Here is a 16499-nt window from a genome sequence, read left to right on the forward strand (position 1 = left end):
AATTAAAATGCATAATGGCGAAAATTCACACTAATGCGATTCGAGCCTACATCAAGAATATGGAGCTGTGCACCATCAGCGGTAGGCAATACAGCAATTCCTTGGGCTTCAGTACCACTAGGCAGATTGCGATCAAAGGCAACAGATACGTTTCCAGTCTCCGGATCAATCTGATAAACCGTTTGGGTTGCGTTATCCGTAGAAGCATACAGAACACCGTTGTACACTTCGGCACCTTGAATTCGATCAACACTTTGGGAAAGTGGAATGGTTGTGATCACATGCATATCGTCAAGACTTAGTACATTCAAGACGCTTGCATTACTCCACTGAGCTGTGTAGACCTGACCGCGAGCAGCATCAACGGCTACCCAAGGCACACCGCCAATATGCAGATTCAACGGTAAAGCATAGGATGTACCCGTATATTTCAAAGTGTTCACATCATAGAGGGCGATGTAAGGATGCTGATAGTTTTTGCCGTCTTCAATAGGAGCGTATATTTTACCGTTATAGTAGGAAATATCACCGATATGGTCTCCACCTTGGGAGGCAATCTCCAGTGGAATAGCCAATTCATTCCGTGCTTTTACGGATTTTCCATCAAGTCCAGTCCGTAAGAGCCCATACGAGGAATTAAAGATCCATGAATTCCCGTCTGTAGCCACCCCTTGTCCCCGTTCCAGGGCATCAAGTAACCAGAAGGTTTGCTTAGATACTTCATGCCAAGTTCCAGCAGTTGTAGCTGAAGTCGAAGTTGACTCTGCACTGATTTCTACCTCAGTGTTTACTAGGTTATCCGGTCCGACTGGTGTGGCAGATGCTACTAAAGATAAAGAACTGGTCGTAAGTACCCCCGCGCAAATCAGACTGAATAATCTCTTTAATCTCATGTTTTCTCTCCTCCTAATAAGGTTGTAGTTCGGCATTTGTGCGCCTTACTTCAACCTTATTATAGGAGCTGGCAACAGCTCTCTAATTGAACAAAACACTTCTTTCCTTGAACAAAACTCTCATTTGCAAGAATAAAATCAATAAATCATATGATTAGGTTTGGAGGAGCTTTGATTCGCATACAGCTTTGGGGTTAGGCCGGTTTCTCGTTTGAATAATCTAGTAAAATGACCTTGATCGGCAAAACCAACCTGAGATGCAATTTCCTTCAAACCAATTTTTCCGGAACGAATAAGAAATTTAGAACGTTCGATTCTCAGGCGAATTAAATAATTATGGGGAGTATATCCTGTCTGTTGTTTAAAAATCCGAATAAAATGCGACTGGCTCATATTAGCCATGCCAGCGAGATCAGTCAGTTGAATCTCATCTTCTAAACGCCCACGCATAAATTGAATGACCTGAAATATTTCTTGATTGGCTGGCGTTTTTCGGTTTGAATGCTGGGGAATCACTGAAGAATAGTGTTGTAACAAGTGAATAATTAACATGTTGGATAAAGAGTCGCTATATATTTTTCCTTTGGCACCACCATTCTGTAATTCCTCCAGCATCCAAAGCCCTAATTGCAGTAGCTTGGAATCCTTGACATGAAATTTGCGGTCCAACTGGATATGGCCTTCCTTTAGATAACCAGATTCACGAGCAATCTCTTCGAGTACCGCTGGTGTAATTTCTATTTTCAAAAAATAGAGCGAGGTTCTGCCCCAAGGGCAAAGAAGGCTCTCATTACAGGGGGTAATATGAATGGTGTAGTAATTTTCGTAGTAGGCTGTGCAGTGAATTCCTATTAAATATTTAGACTCCGAGGATGGGGTGAAAGCTTGCTGTGGGCTATACCATTGCGAAACCTGAAGCTTATCCCAACCAAAAGTATCACTTGCAAGGACAGGCTGAGCAGCTGCAAAGGACGACTCTTCCATTTCTTTCATATTCATCCCCCTTTTCCCTTCAATATAGCAAGCCAGTATACGCTCCGCGTTAATGAGCTGTAAAAGCTATATTAATTTCCCCTTAGTATTCAAAAGGTTATTTACGTCAGAACAGCAAAAAAGAGGGGTTACTCCCCCTCTTTAATATTTTACATATTCTATTTCTGTAACTCTAAGTCTGAGTATCTATTCCAATTTAAACTGATTTACTAAAGCACGCATCTCATTTGAACCCTCTTGGAGCTTGCGAGCAGATGCGGCAATTTCCTCCATAGATGCAAGCTGCTCCAGCGTGGCAGCAGATACTGTCTGTGCAGCCGAAGCTGAGTGCAATGAAACCTGCTCGACCTCCATCACCGCAGCAGATATTTGTTCGGAGCCCTTGTACATCTGTTGTGCAGCGGTCGAGGATTGCTCCACCTGATCTACGATGGTCCGGGTGGCCTGCAAAATGCGTTCAAATGCTTTACCCGTATCATCAATCGCTTGAACCCCTGCTGCGACTTCATTTTGGCCTTTACTCATCGAATGATGGGCATGACCTATACTCGTAATAATTTCTTCAACCATGACTGAAACCCTTTCAGCTGCTTCACTTGTTTGTCCTGCCAGCTTACGGACTTCACTAGCTACCACTGCAAATCCTCTGCCTTGTTCTCCTGATCGAGCAGCTTCAATTGCCGCATTAAGCGCTAATAGATTCGTTTGCTCAGATATTCCTTTAATAGTACTGACGATGGTGCCTATTTGTTGAGACTGGTCATTTAAACTAGTAACGGTGATTCCTAAATCAACAACAGTATTACTTACTGCGTTCATTTGTTCGGAAGAGTTAATGATAAGGCTGTTTCCTTTATCAGCCTCTTCCAGTGTTTGCATGGACAGCTGATAGGCATGTGTAGAGGATTCAGCTACTCGCTGAATCTCTTTTACCATCTCCTCCATCGATTGGGAAGTCTCCTGCGTTGAGGAAGCTTGTTTCTCACTATTGTTCGCCACTTCAGTCATTGAGGATGAAGTCTGAACAAGTGCCGCTGTGGTTTCACCTAACGTTGAAGACAACTGTTTGGAGGAAGAAGCTAATAACTCCGAGCTTATGGTTAAATTCCCAACCAATTGCCGAATATTACCCGATAATTGATTAAAGCTGATTCCGAGCTGTCCGATCTCATCCCGATTGCGCACAGTCAATGCTTTACCGCTTAGATCCCCTTGAGCGATCCGTTCAGCTTCACGTGCTATGCGTACAATCGGTCTTGAAATATGTTGTGCAAATATGTATATTACAGTGATTCCGATGACAACGCATACAATCAATGTAGTAATAATTCCCTTTAGAATGGTTTGTTGCCCGGTATTATAGTCTTGCATATAAGAGCCTGCTGCTACGACCCAGCCCCAAGAGGGCGATAGTTTAGCATAAGATATTTTCAACGCTTCTTCTCCTACAGCGTTTCCAGTACCATCCGATTTAGGTAGCGGCCATTTATAGTAAGTAGCTCCACCACCGTTCTGTGCTGCTTTAATCAAATCCTGTATGTAAAAAGTACCGTTTGAGGTTTGTTTATCCCAAATATTATCTCCCTCTAGTTTGGGATGAGCAAGCAGTTCCCCCTTGTTATCTAATATAAAGAAGTAGCCGTTTGGACCCAAATCAATTGATTGATTAATAGGCCGAGTACCATCCTCATTTTTGTTTCCAAGTAGTAAGGTCCGTACTTGCTCTTGGGCTTCCACTTCAGTCAACTGCCCCGATTGAACAGAATTTTCCAAATTCTCAATTAAGGCGACAGCCAGGTTTACGCTTGAACTCAGTTTACTCTCAATGAGCTGATTCGTTTCTTTGACTGAAATCTGATAAATAACTGCTCCTAATATTCCGATGGGAAGAATTAGTAGCGTGAGTGACATCATGAGCAGTTTTTTCCGAATTGTTAGTCGCAACCTTGTACGTGTAACTTTTACCATATACACCGCTCCGCATCCTATTAGAATTAATTACAAATTAATACTATAGTACTAGTTTTGGGAATATAAATCAAAAAAAGAAATTCATAATTTAACAAAAAAAAGCAAACGCCCCCCCCTAATAAGAGGTCCGTTTGCCATTTATTCAATGAAACTCCAAATCCCTACTTCTCATCCAACCACAATATCGCTGTTACTCCACGAGGATAATATTTACTGCCTGTAATCTCCCCGGAAATAATTTGATCACTCCAGCTGAAGATCGATAATTCTGGATGGGTAAGCCATGCCACATGAGCGCGATCTGCTGCCGCTCCTCGTTCATCCCATTCCAGTCCCAGAATGTTGCGGGCGATGAACTGCGAGAGATAGATTTTGCTAAGCCAGCTGTTATTGCTAGTGGATGAGATTTTCCAACCGCCGTCATCAAATAAACAAACGCCCGGCTTCAACACCGCATGAAGATGTTTGTCGAGTGCGCTGATATATGCGGCGAACCGTCCATTGCGATCAAGAGCTTCTTTACAACCCGTATAGTATGGGAATACAAGACCCTCGATAGCTGGAATGATCTTGGAGTCGTTACCTTCTCCAATCACAGCCGGGATATATCCATCTGCTGTAACGCTTGCCACCATCGTTGCGGCGCATTTCTCTGCCCCTGCCCCTGCTGTTTTGGACAGCTCCACACGCTCATACTCTGCAAATATTTTTTCCATTGCTAAGTAAGCCGCCCAGCATTTTCCTGCCAAGTAAATATTGTTGCGAGCCTGACCTAAAGAGACATCCAGACTGTCATAGGTAGTAATCTCTGCTCCACCCATCGTACGTGAGCTATCTAGTGCCATAACACCGTTTCTTTGCTCAGGATCTGGATGATCCCGATTTAACATACTATCCAAGCACTTCTCCAAGATACTCAGATTACGTTCCATCCAGCTCCGATCACCTGTGTGCTCAAAATAAGTTGCCGCACTCAGCACCCAGTTCACCAATTGTTCATGTGTCATATGTGAGAAGCAACCATCAATCCCATATAACTCATAGGAGGAATAGCCCGGACGTGAAACTACGTTGGCTACACCCATATCATGTGTGAAGCTAATTCCACCTGGATACTCTGTATCATCCCCAGGGAAACGTACCGTATCTTCATAGCTGAATCTCTCTACGAACATATCCAGCTCATTACGAACCGTCCAAGGATTCAGACGCAGCTCGTAGAATAACTGATCGACGGTCAGATCAAAGGTATTCATCATCCGGTATTCGCCTTCGTTGACGATCCAGAACGGCTTATTTTTATTATCCAGTAATTGTGTGGAACCATAATAACTACGAATCGCATGCGCTAGCATAAAGGTTTGATCTTCGGATAGGTTTGCATGATTAAACATCTCGTTAGCTTTCTCCGCTGCTTGTTTAAGAACATCGAATTTAGCTAATGCATATTCGGCTACTGCCTCAACATTGTTGAAATAGCGATTATAGTAATAGGAAGAATCCATACCAGAGGTAACATAACCCGAACGGTGAAAACAAATCGCAAACCGGTACGTTTCTTTTACTCCGGCTGGAACATCCATGATTAAAGCACCCACGCGACCCAGTCCAAAGGTCCAATTTTCCTGAAGCTCCTCACTTAGAATATCCTCCATCGTGAAATGAAGTGCGGACTTTGTAGTGCCTTTCTCGGCAGCAATCGCAATAAATCTTCCTTGTCCAACGCCTGTAATTTCAGATGACACATCATCCAGTCTTCTCATTCCGCTATACACATCTGTTCCCTGAAAACCAAAGAACGCACGACGTGAGGTAGCTGATGAGGTGTTATCCACTTCGAGCTCAACCAGTACTGCTGGCAGCAACACTTCCTTCATTTCTTCCACAGACGCAGTTTCAGGATCTGGTACTGATCGAACTGGCGAGAGAATCCGGAAGGTCAGATCCCCCGCACTCCAGCTGTCTGTAGCTACTTGAAAATCTCTAGAAATCTCACGATCTTGAAAAGGGAATAGAATATTCTCCTTGTCTGGATTGGGGTCTGGATTCTCGATGTCATAGCGTTTGCTCTCGTCATCTCCGCCAATCTCGTGAAATGGTAGTGTGTCATAACCTTTCCCATCAGTGCGTTCTAATCCTATGAATATATTCTGTCTAGGAGGTTTGGCCATCTCCAAATCGAAACCACCACTAGCTCCTTTAAATCCTAAGGTAAAACTCGCAAATGCACCGATCGGTGAATGATGAGCATTAAAAAATTTATTATGTAACATAAATAAATGCACTCCCTCCAACATGATCCCGGATACCTCCGGGCTATATATCCATGTTATCGATATTTCTGGAAGTGCAACAGGGCTAAAGCCTTCTATTATTTGGGCAAATCAAACATCGATAACAACCTATGCTATAATTAAGCCAAATTTTATTGTAAAAGAGGATTGAAATGATCTCGAATGATCCCGCCTTCCATAATTCTATTGACGGTCAGATGTCACCAGACATTCAAGCAGCCTTTCATATCTTCGCTGCACATTGGAGAAAAGTAAATTCGGATTGGCAATATCCTGTACACACTCATCCGATGTTTGAGATTAATATTGTCCTTCAAGGTGAGCAACAAATGACGGTAGGCAATAAGTCTTTTATACAGAAAAGCGGCGATATTTTATTCATTCGTCCCGGTGTTGAGCATAGTAGTATGGGTTCAAATGCTGACTGTGACATGACTTATTACTGCCTGCATTTTGATATTGATGACCTGATTTTGCGGCGTGCCTTACTTACAGCAGATGCTGTTAGTCTCAGCGGGAACACCCCCGAACTGCTGGCCATCCGTTCCGCGCTAGATGTAATCATTAACTCTTCCATCTTGTCAGAGTCTAAAGACACACATAGAAATCGCTTGATCACACTGCATGCTTCACTGCAGCTTCTGACCGCGCTTAGCGGTTGGGTGCTTTCGGAAATGCCTCTCCCAGCAGATACAGAAGCTACAGAAAATACAGTTGCCCTAGCTAACGCTATTGAAGGACTATTGCAGGAATCCGTCTCCACCGCTGCCAGCACAGGCGAAAGAGGTGGCGGTATTGAGGATATTGCTGCCAAGCTCGGATATAGCACTACTCACTGTAATCGTGCTTTTCATCAAATCTACGGGATGTCACCAAGGCAATATTTATCACGCTTAATCATTCGACACGCCAAACTGCTGCTGATGGATAATAGTCTATCTGTCGAATCGGTTGCTCAACGACTTGGGTACCGTGATGTGTCCCATTTCAGCAAGCAATTCAAACGCTGGACAGGTCTCCCGCCAATGGGCTATCGCCGTTTAACTGCGAATCCGAATTCGCTTAAAAAATCAAACACAAACACAAACAAAATCCCACTGTCCACTAAGTGAGATCTCTCGCCAATAGTGCTCAGAAAGGTGATCGTCGTCTATGGAATTCGTTATATTTTGTTAGTTAATCCAACACGTATTGTGTTTTAATCACTCTATTCATTTCATTAACGTTTAGCCTATCCTTTCGTTAGGAAAATCTTTCATAAAGGTTCTAGCATGACGAACAAACTTCCTGCTGCTGACTCAGACCCTTTGATTATTCTGTTTTTTCTTTGAGCGAGTTGTGTAATACAATTTAGACACTTCGTCATATTGATTAATACTTTCTTTTGTATCGTTGTTATATTGTTTCTTATGATAAATCCGATCCATTGACCGGTTATACTTCTGAAGCTAAACAGACCGTTAGCTTACAGCCTAAATCGAACTGAATGCAAACATAATTTCAGATTCACATACCAATTCATTATCTACCGTGGCCACTCCCTTTCCTTTGACAATTTGTCCCTTAATTCGAATTACCTCAAATTCAAGAAGGAGTTGGTCTTCTGGTTTTACTTGTCGTTTGAAACGACAATTATCAATACCCGTTAATAAGCCTATTTTAAGATGGCTGCTTTCAACGTTGGACATCGCGATTCCACCGACCTGTGCCAGTGCTTCTACAATTAAGACTCCAGGCATAACAGGATAGCCAGGAAAATGACCTAGAAAGTAAGGTTCATTAATGGTTACATTTTTAATTCCAACAGCTCTCTTCCCTCATTAATTCCCAATATCCTATCAACCAAGAGAAATGGATTTCGATGAGGCATATTCAATAACTTATTAAAATATTCAACTTATCTACCATTCAATCCTGCCCGTTGAGCAGAACAGGCTGCCAATTATGCTGGCAGCCTGTTCTCATGGCGCTATCTTGTCCCGTTAGTAAGAATTAATAATAATATTTCATTTACACAATTTCAAAGTTTCTAAATTCATCAATAAAACATTCAAGCCAATCATCTGAATAGTCTAAAGCACCAGAATCACTTTCGATAAAAGCGACATCTAGACTCATCACCCAAAAGCGTCGAGCTATAACAAATAGTTCTATTGCCATTTCATCTTGTGCCGAGAAGTTTCTGACAGATCGGTAACCCGAGATTAACGCATTCCATAAAGGTTCTTTTTGATCCTCTAACTGACGCTTTCTAGCCCGAACTTGTGCCAAATCATATGCACGCCAACCATTAGCAGACCATTCAAAGTCGTAGTGAGTAAAATAGCTTCCTTCTTTGAATGCATTATTATTTCCATGCATATCTCCATGACATAACCCCCAATCCAAGCCTTGTCTTGAAGCAATAAGGATTTGTTCTTTCAATGCATTCGCAAATTCATGTAGAAATGGTACTGCCTCATTTTTTTCACCAATGTAGTTAACAATTCGTTCCAATGGTTGAGTGATGAGAAAATTTGTGTCCAACTCGCATCGCGGTTGGTTTAGAATAACTTGATCCATTGCTGTATGCAGTTCGGCAGCTGATCTTCCAAAGGTAAAGCATGATGCCTCGTCATGAAGTATGTTCTCCGTGCCATTGAGATAGCGAAAAATTACAGCAATTCGCTTCCCTTCTGGTGCATTTAGAACGGTATACAAGCTATTGTCTTTTTTTGCTATGGGTTCCGACACTTTTGTGTCCACAGAGTTAAGGACAATTTTCAATTGAGTTAATAAGGATAACTCATACGCTACATCATTTTCGTTAATTGCAAGGCGGTAAATACGAAGTATGTAAAATCCATTAGAAGTTCGCACCCTGTAAGTATCATTTAATCCTCGTAACCAATACAAACATTCAATCCATTGCCCGATATCATAATGTTTGCTCAAACAGTATTCCAAGTATTTTGGATCTAGGACTGAACGTAAGACAGTAGGTTGTGTATACATCGCATTACTCCTCAATTTTTTCTTGATCATATATCAGTTCATAATCCTAATCAGGTAATGATCAAATGTAAATTTTACTATCTTACTAATTATTTGTATCTATATTAATTAATTATAATCATTTGGGGTTTAAGTGCTTTCGATACCAAAAAAAGCTATCACTACGCTATCCTGCCTGTTAGTTGAATAAAGGCACCCGATCCATTGATCGGCTGCCCTTATGTCTAATCGAACTATCGTGTCCTTTTACCTTAATTCCGAAATCCCTCGGGCAGACCGAGGGGCGATAGCCCCAACGCTTGATATGGTGTTATCTGATGAATACGCCTTCTAAGAGACACTAACATTTCTGTTACTTAATTTCTTAAATACCGAGTATTCCTTATTGGACTTAATAAAACTTAATATCTTTTCGGCACATTCTTTTGGATTCATCTCTTCAGTATTTACTTCGAGGTCATATTCATCAAAGCAATATACTTTGCTAAACTGTGAAGCTGCCAGTCCGATTTTTCTATCTCCTCTTGCTTGCTCTCTTCTTATGAGTTCTTCTTTCGAGCATATTACACCTATAAATAACGTAGGCTGATCGAAAAATTGATCAAGAAACTCATTAAACCTCTTGTCATTGTCGATTACGGTATCTACTATTACATTAAAACCCATTTCTGATAACAATTTAATTGTCGAATGGTACACTGAGAATATGGAATCATCAAGTATTTGTGAAACAACTTGATGATCTATTTCTCTTGGAGGTTCATCTGGAAATTTATTATTAATAAAATCATTGTAATTATTAAAAAAATCATCAATTGATAAATGATAAAAAGGAATCTCTTTCTGATTTATCAGTTCAGTCGATATGGAGGTCTTTCCAGAACTTGAAGTTCCATTTAGATAAACTAATATCCCTTGTTTCAATTTAATCATCCCTTCAAAAACATATTTTTCTGCCCGTTAGTTGAACAAAGGGCTACCTCTCGGCAGCCCTCTCATTATTGAACTATAGTTTCCCGTTAGGTTAACCGCTTTTTGCTTACTATTGGGAACAACCCTAGATTTTATTTGAACAAGATTGAGGTATCACGAGAATCAAAAAAGTACAAACGGACGTTGATGCTAACTAAATATTAGGACTCCAAATATAATAGTCAGTACCACAATAACTGTCAATGAGGCTACTTTTGCATAACGAATTGCCCCCTCAGATACTTCAGGTTCTTCTTTATACATCCATCGTTTCCCCCATAATAAACTATCCTCAGGACAAAAATAGGTCCATATTAATACTCCATACATAGGAATCATAAAAATAAAAAACAAAAAAATTTCAGCTATCTTTTCCACTACATCACGCTCCCTCTACCATACCCCAATAATGGATTGGACAATTCATATGGCCTCCAATAAGTAGGATTTCGTCTTATTTAAATATACCATATATTGGAACCGTCCTGCCCGTTCAATGAAAAAAGCAGGATACCGTAGCTCCTGCTCATCAATGTGTATTATTAAACTATCGTGTCTCGTTAGTCGAACGAAATGCACTGTTTGGTCACTATAAGGTCGGTTATTGGAGGCATAAACATAATGAAACTCTTTGAGGTTGCCTGTTATCTTGTCGTATAGAAATACTAAGCAAAAAGAATGGCTGTCGAGCCTTTCTCGACAGCCTGACAAGGAACCAAATGCGGTTCCTTGTTTTATTTATATTCCATAACCCAGTACTTCTCTTCTCCCAGACGGCCTTCCTCAACAACCTTCTTCCATCCGTTGCGTTCATAAAAGGTCAATGCCTTATGATTTTTAGATACGCATTTTAATCGCATCGGTTTATTCATTTTAACGTCAGCTGCTTGCAGCAAACGACTGCCGACTCCTTTCCCTGAGCAATCCGGGTGAACAAAAAGATTATGAATGAAGTTATCCGGCAAATACAAGGAGGTAAAGCCCATAAGGATACCGGCCTCTTCTACTACGATGATGAATTCGTCCTCCGTATGCTTGTCGAAATCCTCCAAGGTCATTTCAATAATATTGTCCCATACGAAGGTATTGTGCCGTGATTCGAGATACAGCTTTCTTAGTTCAGGGTAATCCCCTTCATGAGCCTCTCTAATATTCAATTGCTCACTCCCTCTACACTGAAATTTTGATGTGATGTATGCCCCTTTTTCAAATATTCACCATTAATACCCAACTATTCTGCACGTTAACTAAACAGGCTGCCGATCGTGCTCGAAGCCTAATGATATACTATACTATCGTTCCCCCTTAGCTTAATCAAGGATATAAGCATACTTGGATGAAACACTCTGTTTCATCCCTTAAATCGGGTGGGATTCTAATGATTTTACTTATAGGTGAGATCCACCGCTTGCATCGAGCAATTGACCAGTTACCCAACGGCTGTCCGACGAAGCGAGAAAGGTAACAATATCCGCTACATCCTCAGGTTCTCCCCACCTGTTGAAGGTTGAAAGACCGGCCGCATATTTTTGTCCATGGGGATCTTGCAACGTCCCGGCATTCATCTCTGTGTTAATAATGCCGGGCTGGATGGCGTTTACCGTAATATTGCGGTTACCCAGTTGTTTGGCCAGAAGATGCGTAAATGTATCGATGGCCCCTTTCGACATGCTGTAGGTGAACACACTTGGAGAGGCTACGCGCGTCACAAAGGATGAAATATTAATAATGCGCCCCCCGTCTTTTAGACGCGGTAAAGCTTGCTGGGTAACAAAAAGCGGTGCTTTTACGTTAATCTTCATCACCTCGTCAAAAGATTCTTCAGTTGTCTCTTCTAGGCTAACTATTTGACCGATTCCAGCATTGTTGACAAGAATATCGAATCCGCTACCGCCTGTACGTTCCCGAATGTCATCATCCAGTACCGAAAATAAATCATGAATGCCCTCGAGAGTGCTTAGGTCAGCACCAATTGCGCACGCGTTACCTCCGCTTTGCTCGATCTGGTGAACAACTGCCTCCGCTTCATTTCTTCTTTTTCCATAGTGCACGACGACAAATGCGCCCTCTTGTGCAAGACGCAATGCGATGCTGCGGCCAATTCCTCGGCTCGCTCCAGTTATTAAAGCGATTTTACCTTCCAACTTACTCATGCTTTCATCTCCTTGTCCGAATTCAAATATAGTTATATCACAGGATAACATTTGAAATGTTGCTCTCTCATTCGGTTACAAGGGGATGTCTTTTGGTAGGTTCTCCGTGCTTATTAAACTATACTGCCCTTTAGTTGAATAGCGGCAGATTTCTAAAAGGGATCTGCCACTATTATATGCTAAAAAAATCGTCGATACATTTCTCTCCTGCGTTCGCCACGAAGTTTTGCGTATATTTGCGTGGTTGAGGCTTTCTCATGACCCAACATACCTTGGATGAAATCCAAGGGAGCACCATTATCAAGGAGTTGGCAAGCATAGGTATGTAGAAAGCGATGCGGATAAACATTCGTTTCAATCTCTCCTCGATCTGCAAGTCGTTTTAATGTCTATCTTATTGTAGGAATAGCCATGCGTTTAGTTGGGTTGGTATCCGTTACGAATAAGGCTTTACAGGTATCTCCAAGACTGGTCAGGTACTTCCTTAACCATACTTTGCACTCTGTCTTAAAGTACACTTCTCTCTGCTTGGAGCCCTTACCGTTTACGACTATAGAGCAGTTTTCCCAGTTGAGATCCTTGATGTTTATCCTCTCTACTTCCCCGACTCGACAGCCAGTACAATAGAGAAGCTCAAGCAGAGCTCTTTCTCTTAATGTTTGGCACGAGATCTTAAGATGAATAACATCTTCCTCGACTAAAAACTTAGGAATTCGCTTGTCCAATTTGGGTTCTCTTAGTTTTAAAGAAGGATTTGAAGTCAGGTAAGTCTCTTCATACGCATAGCGAAATAGGGATCGGACGAAATGAATTCGATGCCCTAGGCTGCTTGGCTTCAAACGTTCTGCTTGTTTCGCCAAATATTGCTTCAGCATTGGCAATGTAATCTCCGCTATCTCGGGATCACCTAGTTCCGTCATTAGCATTTTGTTTTGGAGGACGTAGGCGTTCAATGTTCTCGGACTATATCCTTGAATTCGTTTATCAGCCTCATATAGATGCCACAACTCACTTAACTTCATAATAAAACCTCCCCTTAGAAGCTATTACAACTAGGTTTGCTTCTAAAGGGAGGTTTTAATCTTCTAACCTGCTTGAGCTAGCGTTCCTCGTTAGCTTAACGACATGACGCACGGGTCCGACGGACTTCGCCATTGTAGAATGGTCTGACTGATTGCTCTTCCTAGAGATGCTTCGGACAGAATCAAGGAGTGAATGCGACTCAGCATACGGTGTTACAGGATGTCAACGCCTTCTTAGAGTTACTACTATATAAATCACAATAATAAAGTATCGATAATTTGATGAAATTTCATTCTATCCTCGTCTAATTCAGATATTCCATATCCTTTCATAAATTCAACTATTTCTTCTTTCCTATCTGTATAATAAGTAAGACTTTTTACAAGATAATAAATATCATAGTATGGATCTGATATCCCTGAAGCTCCTAAATCAATAAATGCTTCAATACATCCATTATTTATCATAACGTTTCCAGAACCATAGTCACCATGAGTAAAAACTAGTTCCTCTGTCGACGCTTTATTCATTTCCAAAAAATCAATTAGTTGCTCAATAGTATGGTTGGGAAATGAGTTATTAATAGCCTCTATGACTTCATGTTTTCTCTCATTAATATTGTTTTTGACCATATCAATCAGTTTTTCTGGCAAAAAATCATTGAAAAAGCAATCATCAATGGGAACATTGTGTATTGTTCTTAAACCTTCTCCTAAAATATATCCTAGACTTTTATCTCCCTCTTCCTGCTGGTATTCTTCCGCAGTACAACCTTCTATATAGGTCATAACTAAATATTCCTTTCCATTCTCCATCTGATAACTTATTACTTTAGGAGAAGGAATCACATCATTTACCCATTTTAGTCTTTCTGCTTCGTCCATTAAACTTCCAGAATCTTTAACGTTTTTTTCTTTCAACACATATTTTACAGAATTATCAAACTCTAAAATGTGCAAAGATTGATAATGTCTTCCTTTTTCAATGATTGTAGTTTTAAGTAATTCTGACTGATTTACTAATTTACTTGGCATTGAGAATCGGTTATTCATCATTTTGTACTCCTCATTTGTGTATCTTGGCGTTATTTCCAATATCGTCTTATCACGGACTCTATAAATAATTCATATGTAGGGTATTCGCGAAACTTTTCAACTAACCTGCACGTTAGTTGAACAAAGGGCTACCTCTCGGCAGCCCTCTCATTATTGAACTATAGTGTCCCGTTAGTTCAATGAGTTCATGGAGGAAAAGTTATTTCAGACCTTCATTTTTAGTTTCGGAACCCAGAACCTTCCCTGTCTTGTCCATGTACAGTTTTGTCATCATACTGTACTTGTTATGCCCAATTACTCCAAAAAACAAGGCTTGATGGTCTTTTATAACGTTGAAATGATATCCTTTAGCCCATCCTTCCCCTGGTTTGACATCGTTTTCAATCGCAATCTGCACCATATTAGGTGAGTCAAGTATGAGATCACTTTGTGGAATAATTTCAAAGTCTTGAATGTCTTCTTGTACAGTTCGCATAATCGCAATCTTACCTTTTTTATGTTAATGATTAAAATTTGATTTCTTTGACCATTTCCAAAGAGCAAATTTCAAATTTCTCTTTTGCCATCAATACCAAGAGTAGATGGTGGTGTTGAGCTTGTGTCACCAACACTCGTGATTGAGATTAGATTCGCCTGAGCATCCCATTTTCTTGATTCTGTGAGACCGATCTGGAAAGCGTCTACTAATGTGATCCCTGAACTAGTGGATGCTTTGGCTTTACTCATTACATTAATGCCGCTTAACAAGATCAAAAAAATCAAAACGCCTCTCCGTAACATTGAACAGAATCCCCCATAAATGTTTGGGTTATTTTCCGCATAAATGATAGAATTATTCTGCCCAAAGTTTAATCACTTTCCATTGTTATTTGCAGTACGTAGATACATCGCAGTAGACTCATACTGCTTACTAGTGAATTCCAAAAGAACTCGTTTTGAGGGTTCCAATATAAAAAACTAACAGTTGCCTTAAACTAAAAAATAAAGTCCTAGACTACTGTTGGTTTATTGAACTAAAGTGTCCCGTTAGCCATACATGCAGCCTAAGAGCTGGCTGCACCACAGAGGATGAAAATGGATACCTCTGTCAATACTGTTTGTACGGCTGGCGAAGAAGGTCGATAAGCTATCGTGCCATAGAGCCCAACCGTTAGTCTGACTCCGACTACCACGGTGCATCACAGAATGTCGCACCCTATATGGGTAGCACTCATGGGAGATTAATTCTTTTTTGGTTGTTGCACTTGCCTTGCCTTTTTGTTTGTTATCTATGATGTTTTTTGTGCTTAATAGATTTAACAATCTTTATATGATTACTCAAGAGGCTCATCCTTTTTTTAAAAGTGTTTTTCTGGGTTTGCTTTATTATGCTCTTTTTCAGGTTTTGAGCTAATTTAATTTTCATGGGAGCTTAACAATGAAAAATATTAGAGCGACACATAACATTACTTGAGATCCAAAAGTGTAAGAATATCTTCTGGATTCTCGAACTTATACTTAGCTGGAACAGCATCAGGTTGTTTGCATCCCCACAATGCTAATCCAAAGTCTACTCCAGCGTCTCTGGCACATTCGTAATCATAAATGGTGTCACCGATGTATATGGCTGTTTCAGCCTTTGCACCTGATAGCTCAAGAAATCTAAGCAATGGCTCGGGATGAGGCTTGTGCAGCTCTGTATCATCTGCACATATAACATAAGGAAGATAACGAGCGAGGCCAAATGGGACGAAGTCATCGTGAAACTCTTTTTTTGTCTTAGAAGTTACGATCCCTGTAGCAATCGATTGCTTCCTTAGGTTAGTAAGCAGTTGATGAAAACCCTCAAATACGTGAATGGTATGCCGGTAATCACTCATAAGATCATTCCAGCATTTATTCGCATGTTCTATATCTTCAATACCGAGTTGTCCCAGGGATACTGTACCCGGAATTCCGAGCACAAATGCGAGATCTTGCTGCGCCATTTTCCTATTATAGTTCTTCTTCAGCAACTTCTGTAAGGATCCCAACACCGCTTGTTCTGTATTTATTAATGTGCCGTCAATGTCAAAGATAACAGTAGTATACATAATTTCATCCTCCTTAAGCATTATTAGAAATGAGCTCCTATATGAATGCTAAAGTATGGAATCCTTTTCAGGTCAATAC

At 40.7% G+C, this 16499-nt stretch carries 14 protein-coding genes and 2 pseudogenes; 1 reads left to right on the forward strand and 15 read right to left on the reverse strand.

Translation table 11 applies throughout. The features are described from left to right. Positions 1–2: 2 nt before the first annotated feature. From MKY99_RS17530 to MKY99_RS17545, 4 genes are all read right to left on the reverse strand, one after another. Complete coding sequence (locus MKY99_RS17530; RefSeq protein ID WP_339265334.1) at positions 3–893, reverse strand: hypothetical protein; 891 nt, start codon at positions 891–893, stop codon at positions 3–5. Between the two features lie 138 nt (positions 894–1031). Further along, entirely contained in the window at positions 1032–1886 is an 855-nt protein-coding gene (locus tag MKY99_RS17535) for an AraC family transcriptional regulator (RefSeq protein WP_339265335.1), read from the reverse strand. Positions 1887–2072: 186 nt separating this feature from the next. After that, positions 2073–3854 (reverse strand): methyl-accepting chemotaxis protein, encoded by a 1782-nt coding sequence (locus tag MKY99_RS17540; RefSeq protein ID WP_339265336.1) that lies wholly within the window; start codon positions 3852–3854, stop codon positions 2073–2075. A 164-nt stretch (positions 3855–4018) separates the two neighbouring features. Next, positions 4019–6130: a glycoside hydrolase family 52 protein gene (locus tag MKY99_RS17545; protein WP_339265337.1), complete on the reverse strand. Its 2112-nt coding sequence runs from the start codon at positions 6128–6130 to the stop codon at positions 4019–4021. 173 nt (positions 6131–6303) lie between these two features. Between MKY99_RS17545 and MKY99_RS17550 the strand changes: the two genes are divergently transcribed. After that, positions 6304–7263 carry a helix-turn-helix domain-containing protein gene (locus tag MKY99_RS17550; RefSeq protein WP_149647100.1) on the forward strand — a complete coding sequence of 320 codons (960 nt, stop codon included), beginning with the start codon at positions 6304–6306 and terminating at the stop codon, positions 7261–7263. A gap of 360 nt (positions 7264–7623) precedes the next feature. Here the strand turns inward: MKY99_RS17550 and fabZ are convergent. The 11 genes and pseudogenes from fabZ to MKY99_RS17605 form a co-directional block, all read right to left on the reverse strand. Continuing rightward, a pseudogene (gene fabZ, locus MKY99_RS17555) lies at positions 7624–8021 on the reverse strand (3-hydroxyacyl-ACP dehydratase FabZ). Positions 8022–8161: 140 nt separating this feature from the next. After that, a complete protein-coding gene (locus tag MKY99_RS17560; protein ID WP_339265340.1) occupies positions 8162–9145 on the reverse strand; it encodes a phosphotransferase in 984 nt (327 codons plus the stop codon). Positions 9146–9475: 330 nt separating this feature from the next. Beyond that, complete coding sequence (locus MKY99_RS17565) at positions 9476–10069, reverse strand: AAA family ATPase (RefSeq protein WP_339271700.1); 594 nt, start codon at positions 10067–10069, stop codon at positions 9476–9478. Between the two features lie 198 nt (positions 10070–10267). After that, positions 10268–10495: a hypothetical protein gene (locus tag MKY99_RS17570; RefSeq protein WP_339265342.1), complete on the reverse strand. Its 228-nt coding sequence runs from the start codon at positions 10493–10495 to the stop codon at positions 10268–10270. Between the two features lie 356 nt (positions 10496–10851). After that, positions 10852–11274, reverse strand: coding sequence for a GNAT family N-acetyltransferase (locus MKY99_RS17575; RefSeq protein ID WP_339265345.1), 423 nt, complete (start codon positions 11272–11274; stop codon positions 10852–10854). A 231-nt stretch (positions 11275–11505) separates the two neighbouring features. Continuing rightward, positions 11506–12270 (reverse strand): SDR family oxidoreductase, encoded by a 765-nt coding sequence (locus tag MKY99_RS17580; RefSeq protein WP_339265347.1) that lies wholly within the window; start codon positions 12268–12270, stop codon positions 11506–11508. A 179-nt stretch (positions 12271–12449) separates the two neighbouring features. Next, a pseudogene (locus MKY99_RS17585) lies at positions 12450–13292 on the reverse strand (tyrosine-type recombinase/integrase). A gap of 255 nt (positions 13293–13547) precedes the next feature. Next, positions 13548–14348, reverse strand: coding sequence for a phosphotransferase (locus MKY99_RS17590; protein ID WP_339265349.1), 801 nt, complete (start codon positions 14346–14348; stop codon positions 13548–13550). 199 nt (positions 14349–14547) lie between these two features. Continuing rightward, positions 14548–14823 (reverse strand): hypothetical protein, encoded by a 276-nt coding sequence (locus tag MKY99_RS17595; protein ID WP_339265351.1) that lies wholly within the window; start codon positions 14821–14823, stop codon positions 14548–14550. A 71-nt stretch (positions 14824–14894) separates the two neighbouring features. Then, positions 14895–15128, reverse strand: a complete 234-nt coding sequence (locus MKY99_RS17600) for a hypothetical protein (protein WP_339265353.1) — start codon at positions 15126–15128, stop codon at positions 14895–14897. Positions 15129–15793: 665 nt separating this feature from the next. Further along, positions 15794–16420, reverse strand: a complete 627-nt coding sequence (locus tag MKY99_RS17605; protein WP_339265355.1) for an HAD family hydrolase — start codon at positions 16418–16420, stop codon at positions 15794–15796. Positions 16421–16499: the final 79 nt, after the last annotated feature.

The sequence above is a fragment of the Paenibacillus sp. FSL R5-0470 genome (assembly GCF_037975205.1).
Lineage (GTDB): Bacteria > Bacillota > Bacilli > Paenibacillales > Paenibacillaceae > Paenibacillus_AQ.

Bases quoted from the DNA above. Each gene is read 5' to 3' on its own strand.
- MKY99_RS17530 (WP_339265334.1), bottom strand. From the start codon at position 893: ATGAGATTAAAGAGATTATTCAGTCTGATTTGCGCGGGGGTACTTACG.
- MKY99_RS17535 (WP_339265335.1), bottom strand. From the start codon at position 1,886: ATGAAAGAAATGGAAGAGTCGTCCTTTGCAGCTGCTCAGCCTGTCCTT.
- MKY99_RS17540 (WP_339265336.1), bottom strand. From the start codon at position 3,854: ATGGTAAAAGTTACACGTACAAGGTTGCGACTAACAATTCGGAAAAAA.
- MKY99_RS17545 (WP_339265337.1), bottom strand. From the start codon at position 6,130: ATGTTACATAATAAATTTTTTAATGCTCATCATTCACCGATCGGTGCA.
- MKY99_RS17550 (WP_149647100.1), top strand. From the start codon at position 6,304: ATGATCTCGAATGATCCCGCCTTCCATAATTCTATTGACGGTCAGATG.
- MKY99_RS17560 (WP_339265340.1), bottom strand. From the start codon at position 9,145: ATGTATACACAACCTACTGTCTTACGTTCAGTCCTAGATCCAAAATAC.
- MKY99_RS17580 (WP_339265347.1), bottom strand. From the start codon at position 12,270: ATGAGTAAGTTGGAAGGTAAAATCGCTTTAATAACTGGAGCGAGCCGA.
- MKY99_RS17590 (WP_339265349.1), bottom strand. From the start codon at position 14,348: ATGATGAATAACCGATTCTCAATGCCAAGTAAATTAGTAAATCAGTCA.
- MKY99_RS17595 (WP_339265351.1), bottom strand. From the start codon at position 14,823: ATGCGAACTGTACAAGAAGACATTCAAGACTTTGAAATTATTCCACAA.
- MKY99_RS17600 (WP_339265353.1), bottom strand. From the start codon at position 15,128: ATGTTACGGAGAGGCGTTTTGATTTTTTTGATCTTGTTAAGCGGCATT.
- MKY99_RS17605 (WP_339265355.1), bottom strand. From the start codon at position 16,420: ATGTATACTACTGTTATCTTTGACATTGACGGCACATTAATAAATACA.